Below are 20,182 nucleotides of genomic sequence, written 5' to 3'. Positions count from 1 at the left end.
CAGTTATATTTGCTAGATTAATGGGATTCAGCTCTGAAAAATATTTTGAAGCAGATGCTTCAGCACAAAAAGCACCACAAGTTAACTTTGAATAGGACAAATAAATAATGAGAAAGCAATTTAGATTGATATTCTCATTTGTTTTAGCTTTTTTATTAATTTTTAATGTAAATGCTTTTGCCCAAGATTTGCCGAAATCACCGGATACTTTTTATCTTGATGAGATGGGCGTGATTAGCCAAGAAGTTAAAGATAAAATAGTTAAGACGAATGTAGAACTTGAGCAAAAAACAGGCTCACAAGTTGTCGTTGTGACGATAAAAGATTTAAAAGGAGCAGATCCTGTCGATTATGGTGTTGATTTGTTCAACAAATGGAAGATTGGAGATGCTACTAAGAAAAATGGTGTTCTGATTTTGTTGTCTCAAGATTTGAATGAACCAAAAGGTCGCAATCGTCACATCAACATCATTACAGGATATGGAATAGAAGGAAGACTTAATGATGGTAAGGTTGGTAGGATAATTGACGAATACATGCTAGATGATTTGAAAGATGGAAATTATTCACATGCTTTACAAGAAGGATTCAATGCAGTTGTAGGGGAAGTTGTAGCTGAGTATGATGTTGAATTAACAGGAGATTTTGACAAATATCAAGAGAATTTAAGTAGAGATACAGAACCACCACTTTTTAATTTTATACTAAGAATTATAATATTTTTGATTATTTTGTACTTCATATCGAGAAATAATCGCAGATACCGTCGATATGGCGGCAGAAGAAGAGGCGGCACAATATTCTTCCCAGGATTTGGTGGAGGATTTGGCGACGATGACTTTGGAGGATTTGGCGGATCTTCTGGAGGCTGGGGTGGATTCTCTGGCGGAGGAGGCTCATCCGGAGGCGGAGGAGCTGGAAGAAGTTTTTAATAAAATTTATGAAATACTCTCAATTCATTTTGAGAGTATTTTTTTGCGAAAGTTTAGTAAAATATTTTTAACTTTTTGTTTAGTTTTGTATGCTTTTATGTTATAATACTTTTGGTTTAATATTTTAAGTAAGGAGATAGTAATGGAAATAGGAGAAAAAATAAGATCATTGAGGTTAAAACTTGGATTGACCCAAGAAGAATTGGCAGAAAGGTCTGATTTGACAAAAGGTTTCATATCACAATTAGAGAGAGATTTGACAAGTCCTTCTGTAGATTCACTTAATGACTTATTAAATGCATTAGGAACTGATATGGCAACTTTTTTTATGGATAAGCCTTCAGTAAAAGAGATTTTCACAAAAGACGATTATCAGTCAAGTGAAGATTTGAGCATGAATTCTACTATTACATGGCTGGTTCCAAAATCTCAAGTCAACACTATGGAGCCTGTTATAATTACGCTTAATCAAAACGGAGAAACTAAAGAATATAATCCATTTGAAGGAGAAGAGTTTGGGTATGTCCTTGAGGGAAGTTGCAACATTTATCTCGACAATGAAATACATAAACTAAACAAGGGTGATTGTTTTTACACTAAGTGCAATAAAACTAGAATGTTAGAAAATAATGGCACAAAAATCTGCAAGGTGATATGGATTATGTCACCACCAAATTTTTAGGGGGAATGTTTAATGGATAATATCATTGAATTAATCGGTATTAATAAATCTTTTGAAGATGAACATATTTTAAAAGATTTGAATCTTTACATTAGAAATAAAGAATTTTTGACATTATTGGGACCGTCAGGTTGTGGAAAGACTACGACTTTGCGATTAATTGCTGGATTTGAAACTCCAGATACTGGAAAGATTATTTTTGAAGGAAAAGACATCAGTCATATTGCACCTTATAAAAGAAATGTGAATACAGTTTTTCAAAAATACGCTCTATTTCCTAATATGAATGTATTTGAAAACATCGCTTTTGGTTTGCGAATCAAAAAAATGAACGATAAATTAATCAGAGAAAAAGTAACAGAAGTTTTGAAACTTGTAAATTTGTCTGGTTTTGAAAAAAGAAAGATAAATAATTTGAGTGGTGGTCAACAACAAAGAATTGCTATAGCTAGAGCATTGGTCAATGAACCTAGTGTTTTGTTGTTAGATGAGCCATTGGGTGCATTGGATTTGAAGTTGAGAAAAGGAATGCAAAACGAACTCAAAAATATTCAAGAAAGAATTGGAATTACTTTTGTTTATGTAACACACGATCAAGAAGAAGCCTTAACTATGAGCGATACTATTGTTGTTATGGATAATGGTATTATTCAACAAATAGGATCTCCAGAAGATATATACAATGAACCTAAAAATGAATTTGTAGCGAAATTTATCGGAGAAAGTAACATAATAGACGGAGTATTCTTAGAAGATTGCATGGTAGAATTCTCTAATCATAAATGGAAGTGTGTGGATAAAGGATTTGCGAAAAACGAAAGTGTCCAAGTGGTTATTAGACCTGAAGATGTGGAGATAGTTGCTCCAGAAAAAGGACAAATCAAAGGCACAGTTATAAGCGACAGATTTAAAGGAATCCACTACGAAATGTTTGTGGATACTGGAGATTTCAAATATAAAGCCCAATCAACTATCAACAAGCCTCAAGGAAGTATGGTAGGAATTAACATTGATCCAGATAATATTCATATTATGAAGAGGTGCGGCAATGAAGCTTAAGAAATTATCCATTCCTTACGCTATTTGGATATTATTTTTCATTGTATTTCCGTTGTTTCTAATAGTTTATTATTCAGTTACAACTGGGTCATTGAGAGATTTTTCCAATCCACAATTTTCGTTAGAATACTTTCATAGGTTTTTTACATCAAAATATGTAAAGGTGCTTTTGAATTCAATAAGATTGGCTTTTATTAGTACAGTGATTTGTTTGTTGATAGGATATCCAACAGCTTATTTTATAAGTAAAGTAGACAAAAAGTACAAGGCTGTATTGATGCTTATGATAGTTATTCCAATGTGGATGAACTTTTTGTTGAGAACTTATGCGTGGATTATTTTGACTGGTAAAAATGGAATAATCAACAGCGTGTTGATACATTTTGGGTTTTCTCCAATAAAGATGCTTTACACTGAAGGAGCTATTTTAATGGGAATGGTGTACAATTTCTTACCTTTTATGATACTTCCTATTTTTTCAATATTGGATAAATCAGACTATTCACTAGTAGAAGCAAGTTACGATTTAGGAGCATCAAAGTTGCAAACTTTTTTAAGAGTAGTGTTTCCGATGAGTTTGCCTGGAGTTATTACGGGAATTACTATGGTGTTTATTCCTGCGATATCTACATTCGAAATATCTGCATTGCTTGGTGGTAACAAATACAATTTGATTGGTAATATAATTGAGCATCAATTTAGAATAGCAGGAAACTGGCATTATGGTAGTGCGATTTCTGTTGTTTTGATAGTTATGATTTTAATTTCATTAGCTTTTACAAATGAGAAAGGAGAATAAAATGAAAGAATTTTTCAAGAAATTTTATTTGGCATTGGTATTTTTATTTCTTTACGGACCAATTGCTGTATTAATGGTATTTTCATTTAACGATTCTCGTTTGAAAGGAAGCTGGGTTGGATTTACGTTTAAATGGTACAAGGAATTATTGCACAACGAAGAAATCTTGTCTTCTTTTAAAACCACAATACTAATTGCGATATTAGCCACAATAATTGCAACAATTTTAGGGACAATAGCAGCGATAGGAATTTATTATTTGAGAGGTTACAAGAAAACTTTGCTTTTAAATATGAATTATCTTCCGGTTTTAAATCCAGATATAGTGACAGCAGTAAGTTTGATGGTAATATTTAACTTGATGAATTTTCCATTCGGATTTTTTACGATGTTATTATCACACATTACATTTACAACTCCTTATGTAATACTTGCTGTGTTGCCAAAGTTATCGCAAATGAATAAGTTCTTGCCAGAGGCCGCAATGGATATGGGAGCAACACCTTTTTACACTTTGAGAAAAGTTGTGCTGCCAGAAATAAAAACAGGAGTATTTTCAGGAAGCTTGTTGGCATTTACACTTAGTATTGATGACTTTGTAATAAGCTTCTTCACGACAGGTCATGGCGTGTCAAACTTATCGGTTACTGTGTATTCTATGGCAAAGAAAGGCGTAAATCCAGCAATTAATGCGTTGAGTACTATTATGTTTTTAGTAATGGTTATTCTGTTGTTGATTCTTCACAAGAGAACAAATCTATTGGAGGAATTGTAAGATGAAAAAAATTTTATTATTTTTATTAACGATATTGGTTTTAACTTCTTGCTCCAAAGATGATTCAAATGTTTTGTATGTCTACAATTGGGGAGAATACATCGAGCCAGCTTTGATAGAAAAGTTTGAAAAAGAAACGGGAATTAAAGTAATATATGATACTTTTGAGCAAAATGAAGATATGTATATGAAAGTAAAAGAAGGTGGAAATAACTATGATGTTGTCGTTCCTTCGGATTATATGGCTGAAAAGATGATAAAACAAGGAATGCTTGAAAAAATTGATTACAGCAAAATTCCTAATTTTAAATACATCGACGAAAAATTTAGAAATTTGGATTACGACCCAAAAAACGAATACACAGTACCGTATATGTGGGGAACTGTTGGAATTCTTTACAATAAAAACAAAGTAAAAGAAAAAGTGGATAGCTGGAATATTTTGTGGGACGAGAAGTACAAGGACAACATTATTATGATGAACTCCACACGAGATACACTTGGTGTAGCTTTGAAAAGACTGGGATATTCAATGAATTCTAGAAATGAAGCTGAATTAGAAAAAGCAAAAGAATCATTGATTAAACAAAAAGACATTGTACTCGCTTATCTTGTAGATGAAACGAAAAATCAAATGGCAAATGAAGAAGCAGACCTTGCTGTGATGTATTCTGGCGATGCGATTGTCGCAAAGGGTGAGAATGAAAACTTGGAATATGTAATTCCAAAAGAAGGTTCAAATTTGTGGTTTGACACATTAGCTATTTTGAAAAATGCAAAACACAAAGAAAATGCCGAAAAATTTATAAATTTTTTGACAGAGCCTGAGAATGCAAAAGTTAATGCCGATTATATTGGTTATTCTCTTCCATCTACAGAAGCAAAAAAACTTTTGGATAAGGAAGTTCAAGAAGATAAGACAGCTTATCCAGATTTATCAAAACATAAGAATATGGAAATATTTAAAGATCCATCAGATTTTGTAGAAAAATACGATGATATTTGGGCTGATATAAAAGCAAATTAAATTGATAAAGTGCGAGAGAAATTCTTTTGCACTTTTTTCATTTGAGATTGAATAATAAACGGATTTTTCATATAATATGATTAGTTTATTAAATGGAGGAATTATGTTTATAGAAATATTAAAAGTTATTCTTTTGGGAATAATTGAAGGAATAACAGAATGGTTGCCGGTTAGTTCAACTGGTCATATTTTATTATTGGATGAATTTATAAAGTTGAATATGTCAGATGCTTTCAAATCAATGTTCACAGTTGTGATTCAGTTGGGAGCGATTTTGGCGGTTGTGGTTATTTATTGGGACAAAGTGTGGCCATTTAAAAAAGGGAAAACTCATCTAGTTTCCATAAGTAAAAGCAAGATGATTATGTGGTGTAAAATAATTGTTGCATGTATTCCTGCAGCAATTATAGGGATTAAATTTGATGATTTAATTGAAAAATACTTTTATAATTACTTTGTAATTTCATTAGCACTAATAATATTTGGCGTTTTGTTCATAATAATTGAAAATAAAAACAAAGAATCGAATAATAAACTTGTCGACAGTATTGACAAAATTACTTACAAGCAAGCACTTATAGTTGGTTTGTTTCAAGTAATAGCAGCAGTATTTCCAGGAACATCACGTTCAGGAGCAACTATTTTAGGTGGTATTGCCATTGGATTATCAAGAACTATTGCAGCAGAATTTACATTTTTCTTGGCAATTCCAACTATGTTTGGTGCAAGCTTACTGAAACTTGTAAAATTTGGTTTTAGTTTTACCGCGATGGAAGCAATTGTTTTGTTATTGGGAACTGCTGTGAGCTTTTTCGTTTCAGTAATTACAATCAAATTCTTAATGAATTACATCAAAAACAATGATTTCAAAGTTTTTGGTTATTATAGAATAGCTCTTGGTGTTTTAGTTTTGATTTATTTCGGACTAATCAGATAGTTGTGATATAATAATGATGTGGAATAATTGTAATTATTTCCAGACGAACATTAGATAAAACATATACGAATATATATTAAAAAAAATAAGTTGTAGCGACTTATTTTTTTATTGATACATAAGGAGTTATGATGAACTTAGATAATTTAAACGATAGACAAAGAGAGGCTGTTGAAAACACTGACGGGCCAATGCTGATTTTGGCAGGTGCTGGAAGTGGTAAAACAAAAGTTTTGACTACTAAAATAGCGTATTGCTTGGAGCAAGGATTGTGTTCCAAATACGAAATTTTAGCAATCACTTTTACTAACAAAGCTGCCAAGGAAATGAAGGAAAGAGTCGAAAATATCCTACAAGAAAATGTCGATAGCATGTGGATTGGAACTTTTCATGCGATTTGTTCTAGGATTTTGAGAGTGGAGATAGAAAGAATTGGCTTTGAAAGAAACTTCACAGTTTACGACAGAGCAGACCAGATATCTCTTGTAAAAGAATGTTTGAAAGACATGGGAGTAGATCCTAAAAATGTTGAAATAAAAAATGAAATTAACACGATTTCTAGATTAAAAAACGCAGGTGCTACCGAAAAAAACATCGACAAAGAAGATTTCGATATAAGTTTGAGTAATTTTACAATAGAATTATTCCAAAAATATGAACACAAGCTAAAACAATACAATTCATTGGATTTTGACGATTTAATAGTTAAGACAAATTTATTATTTGATGAAAATCCAGATTTAAAAGAAAAATATTCCGATAGATTCAAGTACGTTTTTGTCGATGAATATCAAGATACTAATGACACACAATACAAGTTAATAAAAAATTTGGTGTATAAGAATGACAATATTTGTTGTGTTGGTGATTCTGACCAATCAATTTACGGATGGAGAGGAGCTAACATAGAAAACATTCAAAACTTTGAAAAAGATTTTAAGAAGGCAAAAGTTATTTTACTGGAACAAAATTATCGTTCAACACAACCTATTTTGGACTTGGCAAACACTGTAATCAAAAATAATTCACTCAGAAAAGATAAAAACTTGTGGACTGCAAAAAATGAAGGCGATACTCCTGTTTATAAAAGAATGTATTCAGATATTGACGAAGCAGAGCAAGTTGTACAATGGATTGAACAAGAAAGATACAGAGAAAATCCATACGAAGAGATGGCAATCTTGTACAGAACTAACGCCCAATCCAGACTTTTTGAAGAAAGATTGAATAGACTAGGGATTCCTAATAGAGTTGTTGGAGGTTTGAAATTCTACGATAGAAAAGAAATCAAAGATTGTGTAAGTTATCTTAGAATTGTTGAGAATTTAAACGACAATATGGCTTTGAATAGAATTATAAATGAACCTAAAAGGGGAATTGGTAAAACGACTATGGATAATTTGTTGCAATATTCTCAAGCAAGAGGAATTAGTATGATGCAGTACATTAGAGATACTGATTTGCCAGATTTTTCAAATGCTACAGCAAAAAAACTTCAAGAATTTTATTATTTGATTAAGAGCTTTCCAAAGGATGAGTTGAATGTAGCAGAACTTATGGAATTTATTTTGGATAAGACTGGATACAGAGCAAATCTTGAAAAGTCAACTAATAGAGATGATAAAACTAGATTAGAAAACATTGATGAATATATTTCATCACTTTATCAATTTGTTCAAGATAATCCAGATAAAAATTTGAGAGAATATTTGGAAACATCTTCTTTGATGACTGATTTGGATAAAACAGATGATAATACAAAAGGGGTATCCATGATGACAATTCACGCTGCAAAAGGATTGGAATTTGACGTTGTATTTTTCACTGGGTTAGAAGAAGGGACAATTCCTTCAAGAGTTGATGAAGATGTTGAGGAAGAGAGAAGATTGTGCTACGTTGCAATCACTAGAGCGAGAAAGAAATTGTACATTACAAGTGTACAATCAAGAAGAAGATTTAATGAATTTCAAACAAAAGCTGAATCGAGGTTTATAGAGGAAATGGAAAATAAATACAAAGATGAATCTCCTAATAAAGAGGTTAGTTTTAGAGAATCGTTCAATACAAAAATAGTTGACGATTACAGAACTGAAGCGTCAGCTTCAATTACTAAAAAACAAAGTCAAGTTGCTAAAAATAATGAAAAATACAGAGCTGGAGACAAAGTTAAACACAAAAAATTTGGAACTGGTGTTATAGTTGGAATTGTTGAAAAGGAAAACGGAGATGAGCTGACTATTAATTTCGACAAAAAAGGATTGAAAAAACTTAATTCATCACTTGCACCATTAACTAGGGTTGAATAATGGAAAAACAAGACAGGATAAAATATTTAGTAGATTTACTAAACAAATACGCTTTTCATTATTATACTTTGGATGATCCTTTGATTGAGGATTCCGAGTACGATGTATTATACGATGAGCTTGTAAATCTGGAAAAAGAAACAGGAGTAGTTCTTCCTAATTCTCCTACGAATAGAGTTGGTGGAGAAGTTTTATCTGGATTTGAAAAACACGACCATTTAAGTAATTTGTACAGTTTGGGAAAAGCGCAAAGCAAAGAAGAAGTAAAAAACTGGGTAAATAAAACCATCGAGTTTGTAGAAAATTATAATAAAAATCACGCAAATAAATTACCGAAGGTAGAATTTTATGTAGAACTCAAATTTGATGGATTAACTGTAAATTTGACTTATGATAATGAATATTTAGTTATGGCAACTACTAGAGGGAACGGAACAACAGGAGAAGTTATCACAAGTCAAGTGAGAACTATCAACTCAATCCCATTAAAAATTAATGACACGAGATTGATGGAAATTCAAGGTGAAGGATTAATGCCTCTTTCATCATTAGAAAAATACAACAAGACTCATGACCCTAAACTTAAAAATGCTAGAAATGCAGCAGCAGGAGCTCTTAGAAACTTAGATCCACAAGTAACCAGAGAAAGAAACTTGGATGCATACTTTTATAATGTAAATTATTTGGAAGAAAATAGCATTGAAAACCAAGAACAAATGATGAAGTTTTTGAGTGACAATTATTTCAAGTTATATCCTTACGAAAAGCATGCTACATCATTTGAAGAAATTTCAAAGTATATAGATGAGATTTTCTTATTAAGAAATCAAATTGATGTTCTTACAGATGGTGTTGTAATCAAAGTAAATGATTTTAAAACCAGAGAAAAATTAGGATACACCAATAAATTTCCAAGGTGGGCTATAGCATACAAGTTTGAGCCTGAACGATTCACAACAGTTGTAAAAGAAGTGGAATGGAATGTGGGAAGAACTGGCAAAGTAACTCCAACTGCGTTATTGGAACCTGTTGAAATAGGAAATGTAACAGTTAAAAGAGCAACCCTCAATAACATAGATGATATCGAAAGAAAACAAGTAAGGTTAAACTCAGAAGTTTTCATTAGAAGGTCAAACGATGTAATTCCAGAAATTATGGGTGTTGTAAATCCAGAACAAGAAAACACACAGGAAATTGAAATTCCACATTACTGTCCTTATTGCCACAGTGAATTATTCAGAGATGGAGTTCACATTTTCTGCCCAAATTCAATGAGTTGTACTCCACAATTAGTGAAGAGAATGGTACATTTTGCAAGTAGAAATGCAATGAATATTGATGGGCTTAGTGAAAAAACATTGGAAGTTTTGCTTGAAAAACTAGATATTACATCTATCGAACAAATTTATGATGTAAGAAAAGAACAACTACTGCAATTAGAAGGATTTAAGGAAAAGAAAAGTCAAAACCTTATAGATGCAATTGAAAAAAGCAAGGATGTTGAGTTAGCTAATTTTATATTTGCACTTGGAATTCCTGAAATTGGAGAAAAAACTAGCTTTGAATTAGCACAAAAATACAAAACTTTCGAAAATTTAAGACAGGCAAAATTTAATGAATTAATTCAAATTGAAGATATAGGAAATGTTATTGCGGAAGAAATCGTAGAATTTTTCCACGACGAAACCATTTCTAAATCAATAGATTCACTATTATCTAAGGGGATTAAAATTAAAAATCCTGAAACTGTTGAAAAAAAATTAGACAATTTAACTTTTGTATTAACAGGAAGTTTGGTGAATTATTCCAGAAAAGAACTTACGGATAAGTTATCTAAATTGGGAGCAAAAGTTTCATCTTCTGTTTCTAAAAACACAGATTATGTGGTTTATGGAGAAAAAGCAGGATCTAAACTTACAAAAGCGAAGGATTTGGGTATAAAATTAATGACAGAAGATGAGTTGAATTCATTCCTAAACAACTTATAAATTTAATTTATTTATGATAAAATTTAATCATGAATTAAAAAGGAGTTAGTATGATTAATCGAGATGAAGTAGTAAAAATCTATGATTTGGCTAACCTAGAGTTAACTGAAAACGTGGATGATTTATATGAAAAATATAATACTGTATTGGATTTTGCAAGTATGATTATGGAATGTGATACTGAAGGAGTGGAATATATGGAATTCTTGCCACAATATCACAGTATACTTAGAGAAGATACACCAAAAGAATCAATTCCAAGAGAAGTTGCGTTAAAAAATGCAAAATCTCGTGAGTATGGTTATTTTAAATTGAAGAAAGTGGTGGAATAATGATAGAAAATCTTAGAAACAAATTTGTAGAAAATCCTGAGAGTTTAAAGGACTTCTACAATGATTTGGACAAATTAATAGAATCAAAAAAAGATTTGAATGTGTTCATAACTTACGACAAATCATTCGTTGACCAACAAGTTGAAAAACTAATTGAAAAAGCAAAAAACAACGAAAAGTTGGGAAAAATGTTCGGTGTTGCAGTAAGCGTCAAGGACAATATCAATGTAAAAGATTTGAAGATGACTTGTGGATCAAAAATGTTAGAGGATTATGTTTCAATTTATGATGCCACTGTAATCAAAAAATTAAAAGAAGAAGACTGCGTTATAGTTGGAAAAGTTAATATGGATGAATTTGCCATGGGATCTTCTTCTGAAACAAGTTATTTTGGCCCTACAAAAAATCCTGTAGACACAAAATTAATCCCAGGAGGTTCTTCATCAGGATCAGCTGCTAGTATTAAAGCTGAAATGGCTGTTGTAAGTTTGGGAACTGACACAGGCGGATCTAGCAGACAACCAGCATCTTGTTGTAATGCAGTAGGATTTATGCCAACTTATGGTTCTATTTCTAGATTTGGAGTTCAATCAATGGCAAATACTTTGGACGAAGTTGGTATATTATCAAATTCTGTTGAAGATATAATGGATACTTACAATGTAATTGCAGGTCACGATGACAATGATATGACTACAATTCAATCTGAAGTAAATGTTCAAAAGAAAGATTATGATTTTAACGGCAAAAAAATCGCAGTTGTTGATTTGAAAAAATATAGCAAAGATGAAACAGTTATCAAAGAATACCAAGAAATCTTGGAAATTCTAAAAAAATTAGGTGCCGATTTAGTAGAAATCGACTTTGAATATTTAAAATACGCAAATGCGTTATACAACGTAATAGTTACTAGTGAAGTGTCATCTAATATGTCAAGATTTGATGGAATTAGATATGGATATTTGACAGATGATTATGAAAATACAAGAGATTTGTTCGTTAAGGTTAGAAGCGAAGGATTTGGCGAAGAAGTTAAGAGAAGAATTGCTATGGGAACTTTTTATCTAGCAAGTTCCAATGACCAAAAAGTTTACAAACAAGGTTTAAAAGTTAGAAATATACTTTCACAAGAATTTAAAAATATTTTCAAGGATTTTGATTTCATTGCAACACCTACAATGACAAGCTTACCTTACGAATTAGGCAGTAGAAAAGACGATCCATTGGCTGTATACGATTCAGGTATTTTCAATGTAATTGTAAACTTGAGTGGACTGTGTGCTATTTCAATTCCTTACAAATCAGGAATATCAACTAGTTTGCAATTAATTGCAAATAGTCACGACGAAGAAAATTTATTGAATGCAGCTTTAGCGTTTGAAAGGAGATAGCATGAACTTAAAAACACTTATAGGATTGGAAATTCACGTAGAATTATCAACTAAAACTAAAATGTTTTGTGGTTGTAAGAATGAATTCGGACAAGTTCCAAACACAAATGTATGTCCGATTTGTTTAGGTCATCCTGGAGCACTTCCTCACATGAACAAAGAAGCTTTAAGATACGCGATTATGGCAGGACTAGCTTTTGATTGTGACATTGCTAATGAATTTAAGATGGACAGAAAAAAATACTTCTACCCTGATTTAGTTAAAGGATATCAAATCACGCAAGAAGATCAACCACTTTGCACAAATGGACATATTGAATTAAAATCATCTACTAAAGGTAAAAAAGTTAGAATTAGAAGAATTCACATAGAAGAAGATACAGGTAAATCAATCCACAACGAAAGTGGAAACACTTTAATGGATTATAACAGAGCAGGAGTTCCACTAATTGAAATAGTTAGTGAGCCAGATATGAGTACTCCTGATGAAGCCAGAGAATTTTTAGAAACTTTAAGAGAAAGAATTAAATATTTGAAAATATCAGATGTTAAGATGAGTGAAGGATCATTGAGATGCGATGTTAACATCAATGTTTACGATGAAGATTCTGATTTTAAAACCAAAATTTCTGAAATCAAAAACTTGAACTCATTCAAATCAGTTTCAAAAGCTTTGGTTTACGAACAAGAAAGACACATACAATTAGCTAAGAAAAATAAAATTGGAGAAAAAGAAACTAGAAGATGGGATGAAGACACTCAAACTACAATAGTTATGAGACACAAAGAAGAAGGAAATGATTACAGATTCTCTGTTGAAGGAGATATTCCTAAAACTTATGTGGAACAATCTTACATCGAAGAAATCAAAAATGAGTTGCCTGAACTTCCACAAATGCGTAAAGAAAGATTTATGAATGATTACAAAATTGACGAATACGATGCTGATATTCTTACAAGAAACGGATATTTGGCTGATTATTACGAAAAAGTTGTAGAAATTTCAAATGATCCAGTACAATCTTCAAACTGGCTATTAGGTGATGTACTTCGTCAAGTAAATGAAAATGAAATAGAAGTTGAAGAAATGAATATGTCAGCTGAAAACTTGGCAAAATTGATAAAACTTTCTTCTGCTAAGAAGATAAACAATCAAACTGCGAAAAAAGTTTTGAGAGAAATGTTCAACGAAAACTTCGATCCAGAAGTTTATGTAAAAGAAAAAGGGTTATTACAAGTGGATGACGATAATTTACTACAACAAATAGTAGATGAAGTTGTTGCTGAAAATCCTGAATCAATCGAAAGTATCAGAAATGGCAAAGATCGTGCGATAGGATTTTTAGTTGGTCAATGTATGAAGAAATCCAAAGGTAAAGGAAATCCTCAAAAATTCAACGAGTTAATAAAAGAGAAAATCTAATGAAGAAAATATATTTATCTACAGGAAACAAAGGGAAAGTATCAGAAATAAAAGAAATACTTTCTGATTTGAATTATGATGTGTATTCTAAATCTGAATTGGGTATAAATGAAGATGCAATAGAAGATGCAGAGACATTAGAAGGAAATTCACTTATAAAAGCTAAATTTCTAAAAAAACACACAGATGATATTGTTATGAGTGATGACACTGGACTTTTTGTAAATTCATTAGATGGAAGACCTGGCGTATATTCTGCAAGATTTGCCGGTGATGAATGTGATGATTACAAAAATCGCCAAAAACTCTTATCAGCATTGAAAGATAAAGAAGATAGAAGTGCTTATTTTGAAACTGTAATTACAATTATAGACTCAAATGGCGAAATTCATCAAGCAAAAGGTAGAGTAGACGGCAAGATTTTATTTGAAGAATGTGGGGATAACGGGTTTGGATACGACAGCATATTCATGCCTGACGGCTTTGAAAAAAGTTTTGCACAAATGAAAGATTTTGAAAAAAATCAAATAAGTCACAGAAAAAGAGCGCTTGAGAACGCCAAAATTATCTTGAAAGGTTTAGATGAAAGTAGCAATAATTAGTGATACACATAATAAAATTGAAAAAGTATATGATTATTTGTTTGACAAAGAAATTGACATCATCGTTCACTTAGGAGATGTGTGCGATGATGCAATTTTACTTCAAGATTTACTAAAAATAGAAGTAATCTATGTCAAAGGAAATAACGATTTTTATGTGGTAGATGGGGAATATGATAAGGTTATTAGAATTTCTGATAAAAATATTTTCATAACACATGGTCACAAATACAATGTATCTTCGGGAGTTGGACGATTAGTCGAAAAATGCAAATCATTAAATTGTGATATGTGCTTATATGGACATACTCACAGGTATTTTAATGAAATAATTGATGGGATTTGGATTATAAATCCTGGGTCTGTAACTTATCCAAGGGATGGACAATCTGGTTTTGTAATCTACGATACAAAAAAAGAAGAAATAGAAAGGATACTTTTATGAACGTATTGGACATTAAAGAACTAAGAGAAGATTTAGGTAAGAGAATTATCGATGGTGTTGAAAAACTTGGCAGAGAAGTTAAGGTTGCTACAGTAAGAGTTGGTGAAAATGCAGGAGACATTTCTTATGAAAAAGCTGTTAAAAACAACTGTGCTAAATTAAACATAACTTGTGACCAAATAGTTTTAGAAGAAGGGGAAAACGAAAAGTTAATCCAAACTATTAAAGAACTTAATGAAACTCACGATGGTATATTGATGTTTAGACCATTAAAAGATAAAGCACTTGAAAAAGAAATTCAATATATAATTGCACCAGAAAAAGATATCGATGCAATGGGAATGGTTAATTTAGGGAAAGTTTTATCAGCAGAAGATGACGCATACTATCCAGCTACAGCAAGAGCTGTTGTGGAAATTGTAAAATACTACAACTTTGACGTTAAAAATGTAGTAATTGTTAATAGATCATTAGTTTTGGGAAAACCACTATTCAATATGCTTATCAAAGAAAACAAAACTGTTACTATGTGCCATTCAAGAACTGAAGATATTAAATCATTCACTAAGAATGCTGATTTAGTTGTAACAGCAGTTGGTAAGGCTAAAATGTTTGATGATTCATACTTTACAGAAGATTCTTATGTAGTTGACGTAGGAGTTAGCTTGGATGAAAATGGAAAATTATCAGGCGATGTTAACCCAGAAGTTAACGTAAAAGTATTGGCAAACAGCGTTGGAAAAATCACAACAAGAGTTTTATTGTTGCAAATGGTTGAAGGCGCATTGAACAGACAATAAATTTTATCTACAAGACCTCTTTGTCGTAAAGGACAAGGAGGTTTTTTGATTGAGATAAACTAAAAGTGTATAATATATTAGGTGATAATTTTGAAAATAGGAGCAGTAATAATGGCAAGTGGTTTGTCTAGAAGGATGAAATCAGATAAACTTATGCTAAAATATAACAATAAATTTATTTTTGAATATGTTATTGATTTGGTTTGTAAATCGAAATTTTATGATAAAGTAGTGGTTACAAATAATGATACAATTATAGAATATTGCAATAAAATGGGAATTAAGACTATTAATAATCCTAACAATGAAAATGGTCAGAGCGAATCAATCAAAATAGGTGTAAACTTTTTTAAAGATTTGGACGGAATTTGTTTTTTAGTTAGTGATCAGCCATTTTTAACTGTAAATTCCATTGAAAACTTGATTAATTCATTTGAAAAAGATAAAATTTATCAACTAAAATTCAATGATAGAATTGCTAATCCTGTTATATTTTCAAATACATTTTATAAAGAATTATTATCACTAAAAAATGATGAAAAAGGATCGTTAGTTAGAAATAAAAACCTTGATGATGTAAGATATGTAAATGCACAATTTGAAAGAGAATTAATGGATATAGATACTGTTGAAGATTATGAAAGGATTATAAATGCACAAGATTTGTTTGATTAGAGGCGCAGGAGATATCGCCACAGGTACAATTCAAAAACTTGTCCATGCGGGATTTAAATGCGTTGTGACAGAAGTTTCAAATCCAAGTAGTATCAGAAGAAATGTATCACTTTCTGAAGCTGTATATGATGGGAAGGCAAATGTGGAGGACATAGAGGCAGTTTTGTGTGATGATTTAGAAAAAATCGATGAGTATCTGGAAAAATACAATCCCGTTGTAATAGTTGATCCAAATATTTCGATTTTAAATAAGATGAAATTTGATGTTATTGTGGATGCAATTTTAGCGAAGAAAAATACTGGACTTAGCAAAAATATGGCGGATATCACAATTGCGCTAGGACCTGGGTTTGAAGCTGGAGTTGATTGCGATGTTGTGATAGAAACTATGAGAGGACATGATTTGGCTAGGATTATTGAGCGTGGTTTTGCACAAAAAAACACGAAAATTCCAGGAAATATAAATGGATATTCTATTGAAAGGGTAATTTATTCTGAATTTGACGGAAAATTTACGCATATCAAAAATATCTCAGATGTAGTACAAAAAGGTCAAGTTATAGCAAAAGTCGACAATAATAATATCTATGCAACATTAGATGGAGTTATCCGAGGAATGATTAGAGATAATTTTGAGGTAACAAAAGGACTTAAAATAATAGATATTGATCCTAGATATGAAGAAGTGAAAAATTCTTTCACAATAAGTGACAAGGCGAGGGCAATCGGTGGAGCTGTTTTAGAAGCGATTATGATGTTAGAAAACAGGAGAAATAATAATGCAAAATGATGTTTTATTACAAATGTACAGATCTTTAGGAGACGGATATAAATGTATGATGGTGACTTTGTTTAAGAATAAAGGATCTGTTCCTGGGAAACAGGGAAATATTATGGCTGTTCGTGAAGATGGAAAAACATTTGGGACAGTTGGAGGTGGCGCAATAGAACACCAAATAATAAAAGATTCTATTGAAAACCTAAAATGTGATAAAGATTTTGAATTTGATTATGTACTTAACGAAGGAGAAAAAGTTAGTATGAGTTGTGGCGGGAAAGCTAGTGGATTCGGGAAAGTTTTTTATCCTAAACCAACTTTGATTATTTTTGGGGCTGGTCATTGTTCTCAAAAGCTAGCTAGGATTGCGACTTTAACTAATTTTGAGGTTATAGTTGTAGATGATAGGTCTGATTTCATATACAATGAAGATTTTTCAAATATTAAACAGTACATTAACAAAGAAATAGCAGATTCTATTAAAGAATTGAGATTTACTCCAGATACTTTTATAATTTCTGCAACAAGAGATCATAAACACGATGAGGAGGTAGCATTTAATATATTGGACAAACCTCACAAGTATTTCGGAATGCTTGGTTCTAGAAAAAAGGCAGAAACTTTAAAACACAATTTGATTGAGAGAAATGTCGACAAAAATCTTGTGGAGAGTATAAATGTTCCTGTAGGATTGGATATTGACGATGGCTCTGTTGAAGAGATAGCTATTTCAATAATATCTCAGATTTTAAAAGTTAAAAATAATAAATAAAGAAACAACAAGAATGAACTTTGACTATAGTTCATTCTTGTTGTTTCTTTGTGTTTTATTTTTCTTTTGACAATCAGGACACATCCCCCTAAATTCAAGAGAATGGGAATCTATAACAAAGCCTGTTTTGTCCTCTAAATCAATTTCAATTTTTTCGATTGGACAGTTGTCAATTGGAATGATTTTTCCACAAGACTCACAAATTATACTGTGCTTGTGTTTTTTGCCTTTTAATCTGTAGTATGAAATACCATCAATTTCGCAGACCACTTCAACTACTGATTTGTTTTTCAATAGTTTTAAATTTCTATAAATTGTAGATAAATTAGAATTTTCTTTTTTCTTAAATATTTCATACAGATCTTCTGCAGAGATTGGTTGCTCTGATTTTTCCAAAATCGATATTATTAACTTTCTCGCTTTTGTAACTTTCAATCCGTTTTCTAATAAAATTTCGTTATTCATACTATCACCTGTAATTATTATATCATTTAATCTTGAAATATTTTATAATTAAAGCAATAAATAAAAGATAGAATGCTACAATTTGTCAACTTTTTTGTCATTTTTATCTGAAAATTTACGAATAAGTGGTATAATATATAGTTAGTGAAATAAGGAGAGTTGTTTATGAATATTTTATTTTCACCACCTGATATTTCTGATAAAGAAATAGAAGAAGTGGTAGACGCATTGAAATCTGGTTGGATTACAACTGGACCGAAAACTAAACTATTAGAAAAAAATTTACAAGAATATACACAATCAAAAAAGACTTGTTGTTTTAATTCAGCAACGGCAGCATTAGAATGTGCACTTAGAATTTTAGGTGTAAATGGCAAAAAGGATGAATGTATTACATCAGCCTACACTTATACAGCAAGTTGTTCTGTAATAGATCATTTGGACGCTACTATCAAATTGGTAGATGTTCAAAAAGATTCATATTTTATGGATTATGACAAATTATATGATTCAATAAATGAAAATACAAAGGCGATAATTCCTGTTGATATTGCAGGAGTTCCTGTCGATTACGATAAAATTTACGAAATAATTGAAGCAAAAAAATCAATATTCAAACCTTCAAATGAAATCCAAGAATCTTTGGGAAGAGTTGCTTTGGTTTCTGACAGTGCTCACGCATTGGGTTCAACTTACAAGGGCAAAAAAATTGGTTCTTTCCAAGATATTGCATCATTTTCATTCCACGCTGTTAAAAACTTTACGACAGCAGAAGGTGGAATGCTTGCCATCAATATTGGTGATGTAGACAAGATATACAATGATTTGCAATTGTTCTCTTTACATGGTCAAAACAAAGATGCATTAGCTAAAACAAAATTAGGTGCATGGGAATACGACATTAAAGGCCTTTATTACAAATACAATATGCCGGATATATTAGCAGCAATTGGGCTTGCACAATTAGAAAGATACGACGATTTATTAGCTAGAAGAAAAAAAATAATCAAAATGTATAACGATGGTTTAGATAATACTTCAATTAGTTATTTGAATCATTTTGGTGAAGATTACACAAGTAACGGTCATTTGTATTTAACAAGAGTTGAAGGTATCGATGAACAAACTCGTAACGATATAATCGTGAAGATGGCAGAAAAAGGCATTGCTACTAATGTTCACTACAAACCAATTGCAATGATGACAGGATACAAAAATTTAGGATTTGACATTAAAGATTATCCTAATACTTTTGAACAATACAAAAACGAAATAACATTGCCGCTTCACACATTATTGTCAGATGATGAAGTAGCATATGTAATCGAAACTTACAAGGATATAGTTAGTGGTAAATAATATGGATAATCGAGTAGATGAAATCCTTAAAAATAGCAAATTTAATCTTTTCATCAAAAGATTATTTGATATTTTAGCATCTTTATTTGGAATTTTGGTTATGGCAATCCCAATGATTATAATTTCCATTGCTATAAAATTAGATTCAAGAGGTCCTGTGTTTTTCAAGCAAAAAAGAGTTAAGAAAAATAATAAGGATTTTACGATTTTGAAATTTAGAACGATGGTTGTGGATGCTCCAAAATTGGGAATGGCAATAACAGTTGGAGACGATCCTAGAATAACGAAAGTAGGAAAGTTTTTGAGAAAAACTAAATTAGATGAGTTTCCACAATTGTTCAATGTATTGGTCGGAGATATGAGTTTTGTTGGTCCGAGACCTGAAGTTAGAAAGTACGTCGATATGTATTCTGATTCGGACAGGGATATTTTGAAAATTAGACCAGGAATTACGGATTTGGCGAGTATAAAATACAGAGATGAATCAGAAATTTTGGATAAATCTGACAATCCTGAAAAGACATATGTTGAAGAAATTATGCCTAATAAAATCGAACTAAACAAACAATACATTGAAAATATTAATTTATTAAATGATATAAAAATAATTCTTCAAACATTGAAGATTTTATAGG

21 protein-coding genes are annotated in these 20,182 nt (G+C 31.2%); 20 read left to right on the top strand and 1 reads right to left on the bottom strand.

Features of this window, described 5'->3' with window-relative positions:
- Window positions 1-107: 107 nt before the first annotated feature.
- The 18 genes from ACLUJM_RS04775 to ACLUJM_RS04690 all read left to right on the top strand — a co-directional run bounded on the left by ACLUJM_RS04775 (window position 108) and on the right by ACLUJM_RS04690 (window position 17,723).
- Entirely contained in the window at window positions 108-932 is an 825-nt protein-coding gene (locus ACLUJM_RS04775; protein ID WP_412412341.1) for a TPM domain-containing protein, read from the top strand.
- Window positions 933-1,074: 142 nt separating this feature from the next.
- Window positions 1,075-1,614: a helix-turn-helix domain-containing protein gene (locus ACLUJM_RS04770; RefSeq protein ID WP_412412340.1), complete on the top strand. Its 540-nt coding sequence runs from the start codon at window positions 1,075-1,077 to the stop codon at window positions 1,612-1,614.
- Between the two features lie 12 nt (window positions 1,615-1,626).
- Window positions 1,627-2,673, top strand: coding sequence for a spermidine/putrescine ABC transporter ATP-binding protein (potA, locus tag ACLUJM_RS04765; protein ID WP_412412339.1), 1,047 nt, complete (start codon window positions 1,627-1,629; stop codon window positions 2,671-2,673).
- On the top strand, window positions 2,663-3,472 hold the full coding sequence (locus tag ACLUJM_RS04760) for an ABC transporter permease (RefSeq protein ID WP_094205495.1): 810 nt from the start codon (window positions 2,663-2,665) through the stop codon (window positions 3,470-3,472). The genes potA and ACLUJM_RS04760 overlap by 11 nt, the downstream gene beginning before the upstream one ends.
- Window position 3,473: 1 nt before the next feature.
- Complete coding sequence (locus ACLUJM_RS04755) at window positions 3,474-4,247, top strand: ABC transporter permease (RefSeq protein ID WP_035109446.1); 774 nt, start codon at window positions 3,474-3,476, stop codon at window positions 4,245-4,247.
- A 1-nt stretch (window position 4,248) separates the two neighbouring features.
- On the top strand, window positions 4,249-5,274 hold the full coding sequence (locus tag ACLUJM_RS04750) for an ABC transporter substrate-binding protein (RefSeq protein WP_304112494.1): 1,026 nt from the start codon (window positions 4,249-4,251) through the stop codon (window positions 5,272-5,274).
- A 103-nt stretch (window positions 5,275-5,377) separates the two neighbouring features.
- Window positions 5,378-6,211: an undecaprenyl-diphosphate phosphatase gene (locus ACLUJM_RS04745; protein WP_412412338.1), complete on the top strand. Its 834-nt coding sequence runs from the start codon at window positions 5,378-5,380 to the stop codon at window positions 6,209-6,211.
- Between the two features lie 131 nt (window positions 6,212-6,342).
- Entirely contained in the window at window positions 6,343-8,517 is a 2,175-nt protein-coding gene (locus ACLUJM_RS04740; RefSeq protein ID WP_412412337.1) for an ATP-dependent helicase, read from the top strand.
- On the top strand, window positions 8,517-10,505 hold the full coding sequence (gene ligA, locus ACLUJM_RS04735) for an NAD-dependent DNA ligase LigA (RefSeq protein ID WP_412412336.1): 1,989 nt from the start codon (window positions 8,517-8,519) through the stop codon (window positions 10,503-10,505). The genes ACLUJM_RS04740 and ligA overlap by 1 nt, the downstream gene beginning before the upstream one ends.
- Window positions 10,506-10,555: 50 nt before the next feature.
- A complete protein-coding gene (gene gatC / locus ACLUJM_RS04730; RefSeq protein ID WP_002836168.1) occupies window positions 10,556-10,837 on the top strand; it encodes an Asp-tRNA(Asn)/Glu-tRNA(Gln) amidotransferase subunit GatC in 282 nt (93 codons plus the stop codon).
- Window positions 10,837-12,228 (top strand): Asp-tRNA(Asn)/Glu-tRNA(Gln) amidotransferase subunit GatA, encoded by a 1,392-nt coding sequence (gene gatA / locus ACLUJM_RS04725; RefSeq protein WP_412412335.1) that lies wholly within the window; start codon window positions 10,837-10,839, stop codon window positions 12,226-12,228. Before gatC ends, gatA begins: the two co-directional genes overlap by 1 nt.
- Before the next feature lies 1 nt (window position 12,229).
- Window positions 12,230-13,651: an Asp-tRNA(Asn)/Glu-tRNA(Gln) amidotransferase subunit GatB gene (gene gatB, locus ACLUJM_RS04720; RefSeq protein ID WP_412412334.1), complete on the top strand. Its 1,422-nt coding sequence runs from the start codon at window positions 12,230-12,232 to the stop codon at window positions 13,649-13,651.
- The gene (gene rdgB, locus ACLUJM_RS04715) at window positions 13,651-14,253 is read left to right on the top strand and encodes an RdgB/HAM1 family non-canonical purine NTP pyrophosphatase (protein WP_412412333.1); all 603 of its coding nucleotides are present in this window, start codon (window positions 13,651-13,653) and stop codon (window positions 14,251-14,253) included. Before gatB ends, rdgB begins: the two co-directional genes overlap by 1 nt.
- Window positions 14,234-14,698, top strand: a complete 465-nt coding sequence (locus tag ACLUJM_RS04710) for a metallophosphoesterase family protein (RefSeq protein ID WP_412412332.1) — start codon at window positions 14,234-14,236, stop codon at window positions 14,696-14,698. The genes rdgB and ACLUJM_RS04710 overlap by 20 nt, the downstream gene beginning before the upstream one ends.
- The gene (locus ACLUJM_RS04705) at window positions 14,695-15,498 is read left to right on the top strand and encodes a tetrahydrofolate dehydrogenase/cyclohydrolase catalytic domain-containing protein (protein WP_412412331.1); all 804 of its coding nucleotides are present in this window, start codon (window positions 14,695-14,697) and stop codon (window positions 15,496-15,498) included. Before ACLUJM_RS04710 ends, ACLUJM_RS04705 begins: the two co-directional genes overlap by 4 nt.
- 81 nt (window positions 15,499-15,579) lie before the next feature.
- Entirely contained in the window at window positions 15,580-16,173 is a 594-nt protein-coding gene (locus ACLUJM_RS04700; protein WP_412412330.1) for an NTP transferase domain-containing protein, read from the top strand.
- On the top strand, window positions 16,151-16,963 hold the full coding sequence (gene yqeB, locus ACLUJM_RS04695; RefSeq protein ID WP_412412329.1) for a selenium-dependent molybdenum cofactor biosynthesis protein YqeB: 813 nt from the start codon (window positions 16,151-16,153) through the stop codon (window positions 16,961-16,963). Before ACLUJM_RS04700 ends, yqeB begins: the two co-directional genes overlap by 23 nt.
- Window positions 16,953-17,723, top strand: coding sequence for an XdhC family protein (locus ACLUJM_RS04690; RefSeq protein WP_412412328.1), 771 nt, complete (start codon window positions 16,953-16,955; stop codon window positions 17,721-17,723). Before yqeB ends, ACLUJM_RS04690 begins: the two co-directional genes overlap by 11 nt.
- Before the next feature lie 24 nt (window positions 17,724-17,747).
- On the opposite strand, the gene ACLUJM_RS04685 is transcribed toward ACLUJM_RS04690, so the two are convergent.
- The gene (locus ACLUJM_RS04685) at window positions 17,748-18,188 is read right to left on the bottom strand and encodes a Fur family transcriptional regulator (protein WP_412412327.1); all 441 of its coding nucleotides are present in this window, start codon (window positions 18,186-18,188) and stop codon (window positions 17,748-17,750) included.
- A 165-nt stretch (window positions 18,189-18,353) separates the two neighbouring features.
- On the opposite strand from ACLUJM_RS04685, the gene ACLUJM_RS04680 reads away from it, so the two are divergent.
- Window positions 18,354-19,547 carry a DegT/DnrJ/EryC1/StrS family aminotransferase gene (locus tag ACLUJM_RS04680; RefSeq protein WP_412412326.1) on the top strand — a complete coding sequence of 398 codons (1,194 nt, stop codon included), beginning with the start codon at window positions 18,354-18,356 and terminating at the stop codon, window positions 19,545-19,547.
- 1 nt (window position 19,548) lies between these two features.
- Entirely contained in the window at window positions 19,549-20,181 is a 633-nt protein-coding gene (locus ACLUJM_RS04675) for a sugar transferase (protein ID WP_412412325.1), read from the top strand.
- Window position 20,182 lies beyond the last annotated feature (1 nt).

The sequence above is a fragment of the Finegoldia sp. genome (assembly GCF_046991905.1).
GTDB lineage: Bacteria > Bacillota > Clostridia > Tissierellales > Peptoniphilaceae > Finegoldia.
This window is presented reverse-complemented; position numbering and strand designations above follow the sequence as displayed.

Excerpts from the sequence above, each read along its gene's own strand:
- gatB (WP_412412334.1), top strand. The coding sequence starts at position 12,230 with ATGAACTTAAAAACACTTATAGGATTGGAAATTCACGTAGAATTATCA.
- gatA (WP_412412335.1), top strand. The coding sequence starts at position 10,837 with ATGATAGAAAATCTTAGAAACAAATTTGTAGAAAATCCTGAGAGTTTA.
- rdgB (WP_412412333.1), top strand. The coding sequence starts at position 13,651 with ATGAAGAAAATATATTTATCTACAGGAAACAAAGGGAAAGTATCAGAA.
- ACLUJM_RS04680 (WP_412412326.1), top strand. The coding sequence starts at position 18,354 with ATGAATATTTTATTTTCACCACCTGATATTTCTGATAAAGAAATAGAA.
- ACLUJM_RS04685 (WP_412412327.1), bottom strand. The coding sequence starts at position 18,188 with ATGAATAACGAAATTTTATTAGAAAACGGATTGAAAGTTACAAAAGCG.
- ACLUJM_RS04755 (WP_035109446.1), top strand. The coding sequence starts at position 3,474 with ATGAAAGAATTTTTCAAGAAATTTTATTTGGCATTGGTATTTTTATTT.
- potA (WP_412412339.1), top strand. The coding sequence starts at position 1,627 with ATGGATAATATCATTGAATTAATCGGTATTAATAAATCTTTTGAAGAT.
- ACLUJM_RS04760 (WP_094205495.1), top strand. The coding sequence starts at position 2,663 with ATGAAGCTTAAGAAATTATCCATTCCTTACGCTATTTGGATATTATTT.
- ACLUJM_RS04745 (WP_412412338.1), top strand. The coding sequence starts at position 5,378 with ATGTTTATAGAAATATTAAAAGTTATTCTTTTGGGAATAATTGAAGGA.
- ACLUJM_RS04705 (WP_412412331.1), top strand. The coding sequence starts at position 14,695 with ATGAACGTATTGGACATTAAAGAACTAAGAGAAGATTTAGGTAAGAGA.
- ACLUJM_RS04710 (WP_412412332.1), top strand. The coding sequence starts at position 14,234 with ATGAAAGTAGCAATAATTAGTGATACACATAATAAAATTGAAAAAGTA.
- ACLUJM_RS04775 (WP_412412341.1), top strand. The coding sequence starts at position 108 with ATGAGAAAGCAATTTAGATTGATATTCTCATTTGTTTTAGCTTTTTTA.
- ACLUJM_RS04675 (WP_412412325.1), top strand. The coding sequence starts at position 19,549 with ATGGATAATCGAGTAGATGAAATCCTTAAAAATAGCAAATTTAATCTT.
- yqeB (WP_412412329.1), top strand. The coding sequence starts at position 16,151 with ATGCACAAGATTTGTTTGATTAGAGGCGCAGGAGATATCGCCACAGGT.
- ligA (WP_412412336.1), top strand. The coding sequence starts at position 8,517 with ATGGAAAAACAAGACAGGATAAAATATTTAGTAGATTTACTAAACAAA.
- ACLUJM_RS04690 (WP_412412328.1), top strand. The coding sequence starts at position 16,953 with ATGCAAAATGATGTTTTATTACAAATGTACAGATCTTTAGGAGACGGA.
- ACLUJM_RS04740 (WP_412412337.1), top strand. The coding sequence starts at position 6,343 with ATGAACTTAGATAATTTAAACGATAGACAAAGAGAGGCTGTTGAAAAC.
- ACLUJM_RS04750 (WP_304112494.1), top strand. The coding sequence starts at position 4,249 with ATGAAAAAAATTTTATTATTTTTATTAACGATATTGGTTTTAACTTCT.
- ACLUJM_RS04770 (WP_412412340.1), top strand. The coding sequence starts at position 1,075 with ATGGAAATAGGAGAAAAAATAAGATCATTGAGGTTAAAACTTGGATTG.
- gatC (WP_002836168.1), top strand. The coding sequence starts at position 10,556 with ATGATTAATCGAGATGAAGTAGTAAAAATCTATGATTTGGCTAACCTA.